12 protein-coding genes are annotated in these 15,829 nt (G+C 41.1%); 4 read left to right on the top strand and 8 right to left on the bottom strand.

Features of this window, described 5'->3' with window-relative positions; genetic code table 11:
* Positions 1-102 precede the first annotated feature (102 nt).
* A complete protein-coding gene (locus tag SporoP8_RS00565) occupies positions 103-624 on the bottom strand; it encodes a GNAT family N-acetyltransferase (RefSeq protein WP_085130566.1) in 522 nt (173 codons plus the stop codon).
* A 152-nt stretch (positions 625-776) separates the two neighbouring features.
* On the opposite strand from SporoP8_RS00565, the gene SporoP8_RS00560 reads away from it, so the two are divergent.
* The gene (locus SporoP8_RS00560; RefSeq protein ID WP_085130564.1) at positions 777-1,475 is read left to right on the top strand and encodes a pseudouridine synthase; all 699 of its coding nucleotides are present in this window, start codon (positions 777-779) and stop codon (positions 1,473-1,475) included.
* A 76-nt stretch (positions 1,476-1,551) separates the two neighbouring features.
* Here the strand turns inward: SporoP8_RS00560 and SporoP8_RS00555 are convergent, their stop codons facing one another.
* From SporoP8_RS00555 to SporoP8_RS00525, 7 genes are all read right to left on the bottom strand, one after another.
* A complete protein-coding gene (locus tag SporoP8_RS00555) occupies positions 1,552-3,309 on the bottom strand; it encodes a GMC family oxidoreductase (RefSeq protein WP_085130562.1) in 1,758 nt (585 codons plus the stop codon).
* Between the two features lie 27 nt (positions 3,310-3,336).
* A complete protein-coding gene (locus SporoP8_RS00550; RefSeq protein WP_158232363.1) occupies positions 3,337-4,128 on the bottom strand; it encodes a gluconate 2-dehydrogenase subunit 3 family protein in 792 nt (263 codons plus the stop codon).
* 287 nt (positions 4,129-4,415) lie between these two features.
* Positions 4,416-6,095 (bottom strand): hypothetical protein, encoded by a 1,680-nt coding sequence (locus SporoP8_RS00545; protein ID WP_085130558.1) that lies wholly within the window; start codon positions 6,093-6,095, stop codon positions 4,416-4,418.
* Between the two features lie 163 nt (positions 6,096-6,258).
* Entirely contained in the window at positions 6,259-8,454 is a 2,196-nt protein-coding gene (locus SporoP8_RS00540) for a PAS domain-containing sensor histidine kinase (RefSeq protein ID WP_085130556.1), read from the bottom strand.
* Between the two features lie 210 nt (positions 8,455-8,664).
* Positions 8,665-9,927, bottom strand: a complete 1,263-nt coding sequence (locus tag SporoP8_RS00535; RefSeq protein WP_198166045.1) for a YbfB/YjiJ family MFS transporter — start codon at positions 9,925-9,927, stop codon at positions 8,665-8,667.
* Positions 9,928-10,490: 563 nt separating this feature from the next.
* Positions 10,491-11,246, bottom strand: coding sequence for an SDR family NAD(P)-dependent oxidoreductase (locus tag SporoP8_RS00530; RefSeq protein ID WP_085130552.1), 756 nt, complete (start codon positions 11,244-11,246; stop codon positions 10,491-10,493).
* Complete coding sequence (locus SporoP8_RS00525) at positions 11,233-12,174, bottom strand: MBL fold metallo-hydrolase (protein ID WP_085130550.1); 942 nt, start codon at positions 12,172-12,174, stop codon at positions 11,233-11,235. Before SporoP8_RS00525 ends, SporoP8_RS00530 begins: the two co-directional genes overlap by 14 nt.
* Positions 12,175-12,365: 191 nt before the next feature.
* Here SporoP8_RS00525 and SporoP8_RS00520 point away from each other — a divergent pair, with 191 nt between their 5' ends.
* From SporoP8_RS00520 to proC, 3 genes are all read left to right on the top strand, one after another.
* On the top strand, positions 12,366-13,502 hold the full coding sequence (locus SporoP8_RS00520; protein ID WP_085130548.1) for an SPFH domain-containing protein: 1,137 nt from the start codon (positions 12,366-12,368) through the stop codon (positions 13,500-13,502).
* 10 nt (positions 13,503-13,512) lie between these two features.
* Positions 13,513-14,619: a TFIIB-type zinc ribbon-containing protein gene (locus SporoP8_RS00515; RefSeq protein ID WP_085130546.1), complete on the top strand. Its 1,107-nt coding sequence runs from the start codon at positions 13,513-13,515 to the stop codon at positions 14,617-14,619.
* Positions 14,620-14,924: 305 nt separating this feature from the next.
* Entirely contained in the window at positions 14,925-15,734 is an 810-nt protein-coding gene (proC, locus tag SporoP8_RS00510) for a pyrroline-5-carboxylate reductase (RefSeq protein ID WP_085130544.1), read from the top strand.
* Positions 15,735-15,829 lie beyond the last annotated feature (95 nt).

Genomic DNA, 15,829 nt, shown 5'->3' with positions numbered 1-15,829 from the left:
AGGTACTGGAACGAATCGTTTGAATAACAATTAAAATATCCAACTTGGAATTCATTAACAAGTGATGTAATTCTCATGTAACGCGTGTACTTACTTATCAAATTACATACGCTTTTCCATACGAATATCAGCCCGCATTTTTCCATCATAATACGTGAAGTTTTCTATGCGTCCAATTTCTTGATATCCTAACTTCTTATAAAGCTTCAAAGCGGGTGTATTAAATTCAAACACGCCTAGCTCGATTCGTTGAAGACCACGCTTTCTAACTTGCTCTTCTAAGTACGCTAAAGCGATAAAACCAATTCCTTTCCCACGGCATTCAGGCTCGCCAATGGAAATGCTGATCCACGCCGTCCCAGTTTCTTTTCTAAATAAATGCTCAGGGTCCACCGTGTAGCTCATTTCCCCGATCAGCTGATTTTCCAAATAGATCAGGAATAGATGTTGGTATTTCAAACGACGGTGTACATCTTCAATAGTCAAAACCTTTTCTCGTTCCAATTCTTCTTTACTTGGATTAGGTTGAGACAATGACTTTAAATTCACGTCGTTCCCCCATCGATTGAGCGTATTCACTAGCATGGATGTTGGTTCGGTTACTGGCATGATTTCAATATTCATTGGCAGCCCCTCCTAATTTCTACGTTTTGTAATTTAATGAACAGGTTTAACTTCGCACACTACTAGTATAATATAACAATACGAAGGCATTCTACGAAAGAGCAAACGTGTTATAATAGAAGAAACACGTAGATAGACGAGGAGCGGACACGTTGAGATTGAATCAATATATTAGTTCTTCGGGATTCTGTTCCAGAAGACAAGCAGAGCGCTATATTACGGCTGAAAAAGTGCTTGTTAACGGCAACATTGCATCGCATGTCTATTTTGTTGAAGAGCATGATCAGGTTGAAGTAGACGGGCACTCCATCACGCACAACGCACAAGACCTATATATACTACTTAATAAACCAAGTGGGATTACTTGTACCGCTTCGCCTACTATTGCGGATAATATTATCGATTTTATATCGTATCCTGAACGTATATTTCCTGTGGGACGTTTGGATAAAGAAACAGAAGGTCTAATTTTATTAACCAATGATGGAAGTATTGTAAATGAGTTAATGAAAGACGAAAACCATCAGGAAAAAGAGTATGTGGTGACAGTCGATAAAAAACTGACGCATACTTTTATAGAAGACTTATCAAACGGGGTAAATATTTATAATCCCAGAACGAAAAGCTATACGACTACTAACTCTTGCCCTGTAACTCCGTTAGACGACTTCACGTTTCGTATTACGTTAACGCAAGGATTGAATCGACAAATCCGCAGAATGTGCAGACGGTTTCAATATACCGTGACGCACTTGCAAAGAGTTCGCATCAAGCATATTGAGCTTGGATCATTGGAACGCGGTCAGTGGCGTTACTTGACTGAAGAAGAGATAGCGAAGTTAAAATCATGATATTTTAAAAATAGCCTAGCATCGCATTTGCGACGCTAGGCTATTATAATAGGCATTCATACATGCTAGTGTGAAATTAAGCTTTGCTCGTTTGTTTAGCTTCCACTAACAAACCACCCTCGCCACCAAGATAGTCGATCATACCTTCTGAAGCACGGTAAGCGAATGCACCGATCGTTTCGGTAGGATCATGGTTACTGTTATGAGGGAAGGAAGATCCACCCAGCACGAACAAGTTTTCCATATCCCACATTTGCGAGTACGTGTTGACAGCGGATGTTTTAGGATCTTCACCCATTATCGCACCGCCAAGGAAGTGGTTTGTGTAGAACTTGCTATCAAACTTCACATCATCCGGTACGTCGACCAAGTCAATGATATCCGCACCCATTTCTGTCATAATTTCTTTACACGTTTCCACGCCATGTTGTGCGCGCTTTATGTCTTGCTCTTCATAATGCACAGTTGCACGTATTAGTGGATCTCCTAGCTCGTCTTTGTACGTAGGATCCAAATCCAGGTACGTATAACGGTTAGGCAAGAAAGCAGTCTTCGCTCGAATAATCAAGCTGCGGTTATGATAAAACAAATTTTTCTCTTTGTATTCTTTACCCCAAGCAGGTGTCCCCACTGGCACATGGTTATTATCAATCGGACGCTGACCTAAATGGTAATAGCGAATTTCATAGCCGTGAAGGAAGTCAAGATCTGTATGATCCACGTTATCTCCTGCAAAATCATCCACTTTTGCCCCTAGTGCACCTGTACCCATAGATAAATTCCACTTTTCATTATCAAAGAAGCCCCGTGCACCTATGTAGGTACTAATATTACTAAAGTGACCTGTAAAGTTTTTCCCGATTACACCTTCTTGCGTTTCGGGATTATACGGCTTGCCTATTTTAGACTTTAATAATAATTTATTATTTGTAAAGACAAATCCGGCTAACACGACAATATCCGCAGGTTGGATATATTCAGTACCTGTAATATTATCAATATATTTTAACCCGATCGCTTTCGTTCCATCATGAATGACTTCAGTCACTGTGGATTCATTCCGAATTTCAAAGTTCCCTGTCTTTCTAGCAGTCTCCAATACTGTAACGATTGGATCGCCTTTGGCACCGAAATCACAGCCATACTCTTCACAGAACGCACAGTACATACACGCATTGATCGTCTCGCCGTCTGGATTTGTATACGACTCCGACATATTGGCAGCTGGTAAACGATATGGGTGATACCCAAGATTTGTCGAAGCTTTTTTAAACAATTCAATCGATGGCGTCGTTTTCAAAGGTGGATTCGGATACTTATCCGAACGTGGAGGTCCGACAGGGTTTTCCTCGCCAGAAACGCCAGCTGTTTTTTCGAATTTATCATAATACGGTTCTAGTTCGTCGTATGTAATACCCCAGTCTTGAATTGTACAATTTTCTGGAATCTTTTTCGCACCATACTTTTCCACCGTTTGACTATGAATCTCAAAATCATACGGCAACCAGCGCAAACTTACGCCATTCCAGTGGACACTTGCCCCGCCTGTATCATTTCCAAAGCGCGCATAGTTATTATTTCGTACTGGCTTCGCGGTTTCTTTCATACTACCTCTTGCTGTTACTGTATCTTTGGATAGATCTTGCATCATATCGTAACGAATGGAATATTTTAATTCATCTTTCGCCCCGATGAAATCATCCCGTGATTGTTCCTTACCTCTTTCAAGCGCCACCACTTTGTATCCTTTTTTTGTGAGTTCAGCAGCAGTAATTCCACCAGCCCAGCCAGTCCCCACAATTACAACGTCCACTTTCTTTAGTTCTTCTGCCATACCTTCTACCTCCTGAAAATGTTGAATTTATTTCTTTCTTTGATAGTCCGTCAAACTAATTGGATCCAGTTTAACAAATTCTTCACTTTCAATGACGTCTGCGTAAGATGGACGAGCTCCAGCAAATTCTTTCATACGCCAACCGTCCATGTTTTTATTCCCACCGTACAAAGGATCCGAAAACGCACCTTCTAATGTAGCCTGCTTAAGTAGCGCAAAGAACGCGTCTGAAGGAATAGATTTCATGTCGAGCTTACCTGCTTCAAGATCACTCATAATTTCATGTTGTTGCTCTTCAGTAGCTTGGTCAAAAGAAGCGTCAAACCGTTTCATACTTTCTGCATTCATCAAGCGTAAACCTTCCAAGAAAATTTTCCCTCGGTTCGCCCGTGAATGATTGACTTTTTCATCAGCCTTCTCGATTTTCTTCAAACCTTCCAAATTGGTAAAAGGTGCTTGACGATAGTCGTCACCATTTATGCCCCAAGTCCCTGCCAGTTGTTTATCGATAAAATACGGTACATCCAGCCCGATAGCTCCCGGGCCGTTGTCGTCTTCAGGGAAAATCAGTTCCGTAGCCGTTGCCAGTACGATGAAGTCTTCGAAACGACCGAAAAACACCCGTGCATGGGCCGGATCTACTTTGACAGCGTCTTCACTTTTCCCTTTTTTCCCCTCATCCGATTTCATTTGATTCGTGAATAAACCACCAAGTAAAGATCCACCTGCCACGCCACCTACAACTAGACCGGTGTTCTTCAGAAAGTTTCTACGTCCTGGATCATGACTTTCTGTTTTTGGGTTGTTGTTATTAGCCATTTTATCACTCCTATACATGAAAGTTCGTAACTACTAGAATCCATTGCGTGAATGTAACGCGAGTAAATTGTTAATTACTACCTATTTAATTATGGAATACCTATATTGACAAAATATTATCAATTTCACCATAGTAACCCGACTTTAACACAGTTCATTTTGCTATTCAATATGAACTATTATAATATGTCGAAATTTTTCGCTAATTAGATAGAAATCATGCGATAAATATACGCAAAGAAATAGCCTAACTACGCGATTGCGCTATTAGGCTATTTCACAATTATTTATTTCACACTGTTATTAACTAATTCTTTCACAGGTAAGAATAATTCACCCGTCTCCAAATACGTTACCGTTAACTGATCGCCTTCTTCCACATAAATTGAAAGAGGTTCGACTTCCGATGACACAAGGAAGTTTCGACCGTCTTTTGCTAGAATTGAAACGACTGTAAACTCACCGACGCGTTCTTTAAATACGCGCATGGCTGTAATAGTTGCTTTCGCTTCCTCTGCATCAGAACTTCCATCTACCGTACTGCCACCACGTTGAAGTGCGGTTTTATACAATTTCAACGCTTCATTTGGTGAATTCGCAAATACAGAGATTTCAGGATTCGCAGCGGAAACAATGAAGTAATTTTGCAAGAATCCATTTGAATCAAGTACTGGTGTCAACCAGCTAGCTTCACCGTAGAAGTTATACAAAACAGGCATTTCGCCATTCCATTTCTTTTCGATAAACTTCTTTTCAATGATCTGGAGCGCACCTTGCGAATCCATGTAGGACTCTTCCAAATCCCCCGTATAATACGTCGCTTTCCCTGTTCGACCATCTGTTAATGCATAGCCAAGCATCGAGTCTACGCCTTCTTTTGGACTGGCAAAATCTGTAAAGTAATACATATGTCCATCCGCATCAAAGATCGGGCTAACATTGGCTTCTGTACCTTCGTCTGAAGGAATCTTCACATCTTTTTTGCCAACCAATGAATTCCAAAAACCATGAATATACTTACCGAAATAACTATTTTGAAGACTTACCGCTTCAGGTGAAATGGCCCCATTAATAAATTCAGGAACATCTGATAACGCATATTTCTTCGTAGCACCTGTTTCAGGATCCAATATGACAATTCCTTTGGCGTTAAATCCGTTACGTGCCGAAATGAATTCTCCATACGTGCGAATATAATGCGGCTTGCCTTCATCGTCAATTTCCAATTGAACATCTCCGTAAAAGATTAAATCCGGCATTTCCATACGCATTTTTCGGTACACTTTTTCATGGAAATAAGAAGACGTCGTATACGCCATTTCCGTTTGAATGAATTTCGGGTTATCCGATGAATCCGTTGCACTCATCGTGAAATAACCCGGTGTCGTTTTACCGTTAAACCATTTGAAAAATCCTGAAAACTCAACAGGCGCAATATAGACAAATTCGTCATTCACTTTTTGAATTTGTAAATGTCCGAGTTCGTAATAACTCGTATCTGGTACTTGACCAAATGCTTTTTTCATCTTATTACGCGCAAACTTTGGCGGCACACTAGCCGGCGTTTTCGTTTCATCAAACGCTGTAATTTCCACTTTTTGCTTCATCGCAACCGTTTCATATTTTTTATTTGCGTTGAAAAGAGGTGCACTTAAGACATACACACCAATGAGCAAAGCTGCCAACGATACGACCATTTTGACTTTACGCTCCATACCTTGCGAAAAAACTGCCCCTAAAATAGCGACGACAAGGAATAATGCCCACAGCGATGTCCAATTACGATCTAAATTCGTCACGTAATAAAATATAAATACGCCAATCGTACTGATCACTGTAAGCGTCCCAAAAGCGACCCAGCGGTTAAAAGATAATGGTTCTTTTTTGTTATTTACAGAGAGGAACGGCACGATCATAGCACTCGTGATAACTCCTACAACTAATGAAAATAGTAGTAAACCCAACATACCCAACACTCTTTTCCAGTTACTAGATTTTGTTACATACTATGTATACGGATAGGGTAGGAAATCGTTTCATATTTATTGAAATTGTAAAAAAAGTACCTTTGCACGAAACCTTCATGGATGTTTATACATTCACGTAAGTTTCTCACATAGGCACTCATTTTTAATATATATCTGAGAATTCATATTTTATTATCTCAACTCGATCAATATCAGTCGTATCTTCTTGGTTACTAGTTGTAGTATCTATTGTCTTAATAGGAAGTTCAATAGTAAATGTACTCCCTTTATCGAGAATGCTTTCTACGGTTAGACTCCCTCCATGAAGTTCAGCCATAGACTTAGCTAGAGGCAAACCAAGCCCAGTGCCTTCAGATATACGATTTAAATTTCTGTTTAATTGTATAAACTTTCCGAATATAGCACCCATACTCTCCTGAGCTATACCAATGCCTTCGTCTGTTACAGAAATTCTTACTGTTTGATAATCTGTTACCTCTAGCTTTATAAATATAACTTTACCCGTAATAGAGAATTTTATTGCATTTGAAATAAGATTGAGTAAAATTCTATCAAATTTATACACATCCAATGCGATAAAGAGTTCTTCCACATCTGGGTCAAATATAATTTGAATATCTTTAGACTTGGTGTACTCTGAAACTGATTGTACAATGCTATCTATGATCTCCACAATATTGTAATTGCATAAGTGTAATTCATTTAGTCCCGATTCTATTTTTGAAATATCTAATATATTATTTATGAGTTTGATTAGTCTAAAACAATTCCCTATTGTTGTCTTATTAATATTCAAAATATCGTCTCTACATTCTTCCAGGGAATCGTTTTCCAAATATAAATTCAATAATTGAGCTCCACTAAATATTACACTTAATGGTGTCTTTAGTTCATGAGATGTGTTGATGAATAATTCTTCTTGGGCTGTAAGAAGTTTTTCCATTCTTTTGTTAGCTAATTCTTCATCGGAAATATCTAACCCCAAGGCAATAATCTTTTCTACTTCATTATTTTGATTGAACATAGGTTGAAAAATGGTTTTTGTATAGTGAGGAGTCCCATCTACACAAAAACTAAGTTTATGTGTATACGAGGATTTGTTTTCAATAGATTTATAGATTTCTTTTATCAATTCATCCACATCATCAGTCTTATAAAAATCAAAAAAACTTTTCCCGTATACATCTAATTCTGTATGGACTTCCGGTATTTCCCTTTTAAAGATTTCAAATGCATAATCATTAATATAAGTTATTTTGAAGCCTTTGTTAGAGAATGACGCATAGTAAAGTGAAATATCTTCTACATTTTCCTGCAAGGCTTTATATTCTTTCGTCTTATAAATATTTTCTATATTTTTATAGATGGGAATATCACTGTCTACATTTCCTTGCCCAGTATAGTTAGGCGTTCCATCACATCCAAAATAAGTAGTGAAAAATTCACTTTTCACATATGCCATTTCACTAGTTACTGAGTGTATATCCGGAACCTGCTCTGGGATAGGTTGGGATAGGTTTTGCCTGCCGACTTTATTTATATCGGTAGCTCGTCCGTCTATATCTATGCCATTTATAATAGTTGACATATTATCTACTCTATCTACAGTACGTGCAATATTTGGTGTATGGCTAACTAATAGTTCCATTTCGCCTCTTTGTTTAGTAGTAAGTTTTCTTTCACGGGTCCTGTCTGTCACATCGTAAATAGAGAATAGTACATACTTGTTGTGATCTCCACATATCATTTTCACATTTATATCCCAATACGTCGGTACTCCATTTGAACTTATTGATTCTACACCAAATTCATGCAGAGAAGTGCCTTGTTTTAATAAATCTATAATATTATTCGAAAACGAAGGATGTTTACCTAGTGGATTTTCCGAAATCATGTTCATTAAGGATAATGTATGAATATAGTTCTCATCATGTTGTAGAAGAATACCATCCGGATAGCTAAATATTGCTACAGATCCATTTTTATAAGTATCAGTACAAATAAAGTTATCTAATGTGAATTTTAATGCCGAATCTTTTATCTCTTTAAAGTAATAGATTTTAACGTCTTCTTCATAGATGATTTCAATACTTATTTCAACTTCCATTGGCAAATTATTACTAGTGAAAATATATAAATAATCTGTCGCTTTAATCTCCTGAATAGATATTTGGTGTTCAGATCGTAATAATGCGTCTATATCAGTAAGGGATTTTCCTACTACATCACACTCTTCATATCCAGTTAACTCGAGGAATCCATTGCTCACGTAATGAATTATATGGTCTTTAGTATATAGATGTGGGTTTTTAACTACTCTCTCTACGTCATTTTTCATAACCTCTCACCTCCATGTTTTATATTTTACTGCTATTTGGTAATATTTTGAAGTATTCAAATTAAGTTTACTTATTATACCATTAAACGAGATGAAAAGGTACCAGATCCCTTCATTTGCGGGATGCTGATACCTTTTATTTTTACATATTTGCTGTTGCCAGGCTCACGTACTTTATTAAAAAATACACATTACTAAAGCCATGCTCTTTTATACTTCCTTAGTAGGAGTTTCTTTCTTGCAAAAAGTAGCCAACACAGGCTTCACTTCCAACTCCGTCTCATCATCCACTGCATGCGCGTTCATTCGAATTGTCAGCAAGAACGCCAAAGCGAGTAATACACTGCACATAATTAGCGCGAGAGGAATTTGCTCGAAGCGGTCGATGATCCAACCACCGATACCCGGTCCAAGCAACTGTCCTGCCGCGAAGAAGAACGTCACATAGCCGAGAGCAACGGGTGCATACATCGGATGTACTTGTTCTGTAGATAACGCTTGGCAGAGCGACAGCATCCCGACAATTGTCGCACCCCAAAGGAATTGACTGACGATGAGCCCACTATATACGGGGAAAATAACCGGAATGATAAGTGAAACTGCACCAATTCCAAGTGTCGCGAGCAACGCAGATTTTCGTCCGATACGATCAGAAACTTCGCCCCATAACGGACCACTGAAAATCGCCATGATTCCGCTGATCGCCATGATCTGCCCTGCTTGGAATGTAGAAAGCCCGACTTCGAGAATATAGCTAAACAAGAAACTTTGTGGTACCAAATACGCAAATCCAACCAATCCATAGATGATTGCGACTCGAAGTACACGTGTATTGAAGTAGACTTTCTTCCAAAATGAATGTTCCTGCGTTTCCTTAGCTAGTAACGGTATCGGTGGATCACGTAAAATAATCAGCGCGATTATGATAGATACGATCGACACAACACCATAGAAGAACCATAAATAGCGCCAGCCCATATCGCCAAACCATGTGGTGAAGAACGGAATTAACGCGCTGGAAATCAGCGTTCCTAGCCCCATGCCGCTAACGAGAAAGCCGATCAGCATGCCGCGTTTCCTCGGAAACCAGCCGACGAGTATCGTAATGAGCGGCGTATAGGTGAATGCAGTTCCTATTCCGAGCAGAAGCATGGCGAAAAGTGTCCAGTTATAGCCTGCGACGAACGATAACATAAATAGTCCAAATGAAACGAGTCCCGTTCCAAAAATCACAAGCTTTTTCGCTCCGTATTTGGTCACGAGCAATCCTACAAAAATCACCATTAGCAAATAGCCAATTGACACCGTTGTGGCGAGTAGTCCTGCTTGTTTATAAGACATCGCGAGGTTCTCTTTCATGAAAGGCATAATGATTCCATATGACATCCGTCCAAAGCCGAGAGAACTGACCGTGACGGCGACGCTTGCAAATGCGTATTTCCAAATGTTTTGATTATGTTCTTTAGCTAGCATACAAATCCCACCCTTTTTAGCGTTCATTATAAATTTTCTAGTAATGGTATTTGCTCAGAGTGATGTCAGGGTGTTAAATCGTAGTAGGTTTGGTAACATTTCTGAGGCCTTTCATTTATGTCTAATGTGTGAACTCTATCATTCACACTATAGCATTTCTGATAGAATATTCCAACTTCTTTATAAAGTAGTTTATTCTATTTTACATAATATTATTATTTGTGGATCTAGGTGAAAAGTAAGTGGGTTGGCACCGTTGATCGACGTTCCAGGCGGACGCTTTCCCGAGGGCGTGGCTTGAGCCGCTTCCTTCGCTTCGCTACGTCCAGGGTCTCAAGGCGCACGCTGATCCTCTGGGAGTCGCCGCCTTCCACTTACGATCAACTACTTTATTATTCTATCGATAAATACATGTAAAGAATGTTGCCAGAATCAAACGTCGGCCATTTTCCAGCATCATAGTGAGTCCTATTACGTAACGTATTTTTATTTCCCATTTCAAAAAACACTGCCGCCACAAGTCGTATCATAACGACTTGTAGCAACAGCGCTCTACATACTTTTTACTTTTTATAGAAAAACGGTTTCCCGATGGTTTCGACTACGCTAGGTGCCAATGCGTAGAGCCTACTTGTCAGACCGGTGATTTTTGGCAAGTTCACTTCACGTCTAGGTCGCTCGATTGTTTCCATAACGGCACGCACAACTGTATCAACCGACAGCAACTGGCTGCCCATCGCTTGCTTGTAGCCGCCCGTGACGTCTGCTAGTTGGATAAACGGTGTATCGATCGGTCCTGGATGGATGACGGATACATTGACGTCATAAGGCGCCACTTCCATACGCACAGCATTCGTATAGCCAATTAGCGCGTGTTTTGTTGCGGCATAGACCGATGTTTTGGGTGTCGCAACCTTCCCTGCTTGTGAACCGATATAGACGAGATGACCGTGCTTGCGCTCGATCATAGAAGGTACCACACGAGCGGTCAGTTGCATGGGTACGAGTACATTCGTTTCAAGCATCGCATACGTGTCTTCATCGGTCGTTTCATGCGCCAAGTGAAACTTCCCGACCCCAGCTGAAAATACGATGAGGTCAGGTGTTCCTACGCAAGATACAAGCCAATCGAGTTGCTTCGTATCTCGTAGATCGGCACAATATCCTTCTGCACCGAGTACGCGTAACTCTTCTAACGCCTTCGCATTGCGACCTGTCGCGATGACGCGGTAATTGTTCAACACTGTCATGCGCTTCGCCAGTTCAAACCCAATTCCGCTCGTCGCTCCCGTGATCAGCACGGTTTTAGATGCGGACATAGTGATGAACTCCCGCTGAATCGGCCGTTTCTGAGATTAATTCTGCTGCCACTAGGTAATCCAGCTGCCCGATGGTTTCAGACAGCGTCAGCCCCAACTCTTTCTCATATACTGCTGGGAATAGGAGCTTCGTCACGTCAAAGACTGTTTTAGATTCGTCTAACATAGCGAGAACTTTCATGGCGCGGTCGTGCTGCTTCCCCAAGCGTTCGGTTATCAGCTCATGGGCTTGGGTAATCTCACTGCCATGACCTCCGTAAACGAGTGACACCGGTAAATCCAACAAACGTTTTAGTGACGCATTGTATTGAAGCAACGACTTCGGACGTCCTTGTTCTTTCTTAAAGGGTGGCTCAATTAATGGATTGGATGACACTTTCTCTAACAATAAATCGCCACCGATCAGAATACCTTCTTTTTCATTGAATAATGATAAATGACTTTGTGCGTGACCTAAAGACTCTTGGACTTTCCACCCTGGATGTCCTGGCAGCTCGTCACCTTCATTCATCATGCGATCGACGGGACGCCCTCCCATCAAGTCGACGGATCGACGGAATCGTTTCACCCATTTCAAATATTGTTCCGGCACACCTTCTTCTACTAATGATTGTTCATAGAAACGGTCATGACGATCCAAAAACTCTTTATCGCGTGTTAGCCAATAGTTTAAATACGGATGACCGAGAATTTCTGCACGATCAAACATCTCGACCAATCCACAGTGATCGGGATGGTGATGCGTGACAAATACTTGCTCTATATCTTGGAATGTATAGCCCATTTCTTTTAATTTCATCTGCAACACTTCACGTGCTTCCGGCGTTTTCGTCGCCGCATCTACTAACGTCAGTGTGTCGCCTTTTAGTAAAAAGCAGTTCACGTCACCTACCGCAAATGGTGTAGGTGTAATAATTTTTGTGATCATATACTGTTCCCCCTATTAAATGAATGACTGTTCAGTCTATTGTACTCTTTCTTTCGATGTACGTCACGTTTTGATTGTTCATTTACCGAAAGATATTTCGCGCAAAATGAAACCATTTTGCCTATTCTTCGTATGGTATACTACATGAAATCGCATGATTTACATAATGACGTCGAGTTGGAGGGATTACAGTGGGATTTTTTAATATGTTCAAAAACCAATTTATCGAAGTAATCGAGTGGCAAGCACAGGATGCCAATACGTTAGTTTATCAGTTCCCCGTGCATAATAATGAAATTAAAATGGGTGCAGAGCTGACGGTCAGGGAATCGCAAGTCGCGGTCTTCGTCAATGAAGGCGAAATTGCGGACGTATTTGGACCAGGACGTCATATTTTGTATACACAAAACATGCCCATCCTGACGAAGTTGAAATCTTGGAAATACGGCTTTGATTCGCCGTTTAAAGCGGAAGTATATTTCATTAATACGAAACAATTCATCAATCAAAAATGGGGCACATCGAATCCCATTATGATGCGTGATCCGGATTTCGGCATGATACGGCTTCGGGGTTATGGGATTTATTCGTATCGGGTATCGGAGCCGACCGTTTTCTTGCGTGAGTTGTTTGGAACGAACAGTTCGTATGATACGAATTCTATTGAAGGTCATCTAAAGAAAATGATCATTTCTGGATTATCCGATTTATTCGCAGAATCTCAACTACCTGCGCTCGATCTATCCATGCATTACGACGAATTAAGTGAAAAAGGCAAAGAAAAGATGATGTCTCGTTTCGCTGCATTCGGTTTCGAGATCACATCACTCTATATCGAAAACCTATCGTTACCAAAAGAAGTAGAACAAGCGATGGACAAGCGTACCTCTATGGGTGTACTCGGCAATATGCAGCAATACCAGCAATATCAGGCGGCTGAAGCGATGCGGGATGCAGCTCAGAATGAAGGTGGCATGGCGGGCGCTGGTGTCGGCATGGGTGCTGGTATGGGCATGGGTCAAGTCATGGCAAATGCAATGAATCAGAACCAACAGCAACCTCAAGCACAAGCCGCGACAAAATCCTGTCCGCATTGTCAGGCTACGATCAACGCCGATGCCAAGTTCTGTGGTCAGTGCGGAAAATCTGTTGAAACCGATAAAGTACCTTGCGTGAAGTGTGAGACCATGATTCCAAAAGACGCGAAGTTCTGTAGCGTTTGCGGTACATCTCAAGCCACAGAGAAAATTTGTCCTGCATGCTCACATGCCAATCTGCCGGGTGCGAAATTCTGCGCAGAATGTGGTGAGACGTTAGACGAAAAGTGAGGGATGGACGTTGACTTCATTTGATGAACAACACACAGTAGTAGAAGATACTGAAAATATCAAATGCCCTTCTTGTGGCGGCAACACAGAATATAATCCGGAAACACGGGGCTTGAAATGTCCTTTCTGTAGTCATGAAATGCCGATTGAAGCAACGTTCGACCATCATGTGGAACTGGATTTCAAGGAAGCGGGAAATAATCTTCAACATCTATGGAATGAAGAGAAACGTGTTTTTTCCTGTGATAACTGCGGAGCGGAATCCGTACTGGACGCACATATCGTTGCGGATTTCTGCTCATTTTGCGGATCTTCTCACATATCCGTCACGAATCACGACGCCGGCATACAACCGGGATTATTGATTCCGTTTCAAGTTTCCGAGGAACAAGCACAGGCGAAGTTCAAGGACTGGATCAAAGGGCACTTCTTCGCACCGAACGCATTAAAAAAAACGTATCGAATGAATAAAATATCTGGTGCCTATTTGCCTTACTGGACGTATGATAGTCAAACACAGTCACACTATGTCGTACGTGTCGGAAATTACTATTATGTCACCGAAACACGGACCGTCTATGAGGATGGTAAGGCGAGACAAGTAACCGAGCAAGTACAAAAAATCCGTTGGCATCAGGAAAGCGGCAATTACCGTGAATTCTTTGATGATATTCTAATCAAAGCGTCTAACACTGTCGACCCGAAATTATTGCAGAAAGTACAGCCTTTCCAATTAACGAATCTTACCGATTATAAAGTGGAATATATGTCTGGTTTCCTTGCTGAGCGCTATTCCGTTTCATTACAACAAGGATTTTCGCAAGCAAAGGACGTGATGACTAAAGGAATCGTCAACGGGATCGAGCACAGCGTTGCCGGGGATATCGTACAAGTGGTCAATGTCTCGACAGATTATACCGCTATTACATACAAACATATTTTATTGCCGATTTGGATTTCCTCTTTTCATTTCAAAGAAAAAGTCTATCAATTTATCGTCAATGGACAAACGGGGAAAGTGTCCGGAAATTATCCGCTAAGCACGATGAAGATCGTTTCGTTGGTCATCTCGATTCTGATCGTTTTATTCATCATCTACTTGTTCGCCAGTAGCTAATGGCAGTTTGACATTTCAATTAGTACATGACATAATCATGGAAATAGTATGAAACGGGCATTGAGGAAGATCAGTAGACGGGTGATGGATAGAAGAGAGCATGGCCGAGGCTGCAAGTCATGTATCCCACTCCCCTTTGAACCTCCTTCCGAGCTGTCGTGGAAACACGACCGTACCTTCTGCGATAAAGAAGACTTGAAGTTGTGCTGTCGTAAACAGCAAATTTAGGTGGCACCGCGGAAACCGAGCGTTTTCGTCCTGAAACACAGGACGGGAGCGTTTTTTATTTTGGGAGGATGTTAGACATGGAAAAGATTTTATTTGTAGGCGCCGGTCAAATGGCAGAAGCTATTATTGCGGGGATTATTAAGAAACGTGTCATATATGAAGATAATGTCTATGTCATGAATCGTTCAGATGCAGAACGTTTAGATGAACTGGAGTCGCGTTATGGTATTACGAAAGTGTGCGAAGACCGAGATTTCATTAAAAAAGTCGACTTAGTAGTGCTCGCAACGAAGCCGAAAGATGTAGAGAAAGTGATGGAGGATATTGCACCCTACCTTGGAGAAGATACGACAGTCCTCTCTGTCATCGCAGGTATTTCCATCGATACATTTGAAAAAGGCCTCGGCAAACGTCCGATTGCACGCTCGATGCCGAATACGTCCGCAACAATTGGAAAATCAGCAAGCGGAATTGCGTTTAATGACGCGGTTTCAGAAAGAATGCAACAATCTATTTTGAGCTTGTTGAATGCAATCGGTGTCGTCAAAGTCGTCGAAGAAGATCATCTGCACGCAGTCACAGCCCTTTCAGGTAGCGGGCCAGCGTATATCTACTATTTAGTAGAAGCGATGGAAGAAGCAGCGGTAGCGCAAGGCCTAAAGGCGGAGGATGCACGTGAATTGATCGTTCAAACGATCTACGGTGCTGCCTCCATGTTGAAGAAAACTGGCGAAGAGCCTAGTATACTGCGGGAAAATGTAACGAGCCCTGGCGGTACAACAGCAGCAGGTTTACGATCGCTAGAAGATCACAACTTTAAGACCATTATTTCGGACTGCTTGATCAGTGCAGAAAACCGTTCACGTCAATTGGGCGCTGTGAAATAATATAGGAATACGACACTCGAGGAAAATGATTTCTCTGAGTGTCTTTTTTAATGAGCGGGGCACGGGCCGTTATGAGCGGTTGCGGGGCTGTATAG

This window comes from Sporosarcina ureae, assembly GCF_002101375.1.
Taxonomy (GTDB): Bacteria; Bacillota; Bacilli; order Bacillales_A; family Planococcaceae; genus Sporosarcina; species Sporosarcina ureae_B.
The sequence above is the reverse complement of the archived record's forward strand: the minus strand, read 5'-3'. Positions and strand labels throughout refer to the sequence as shown.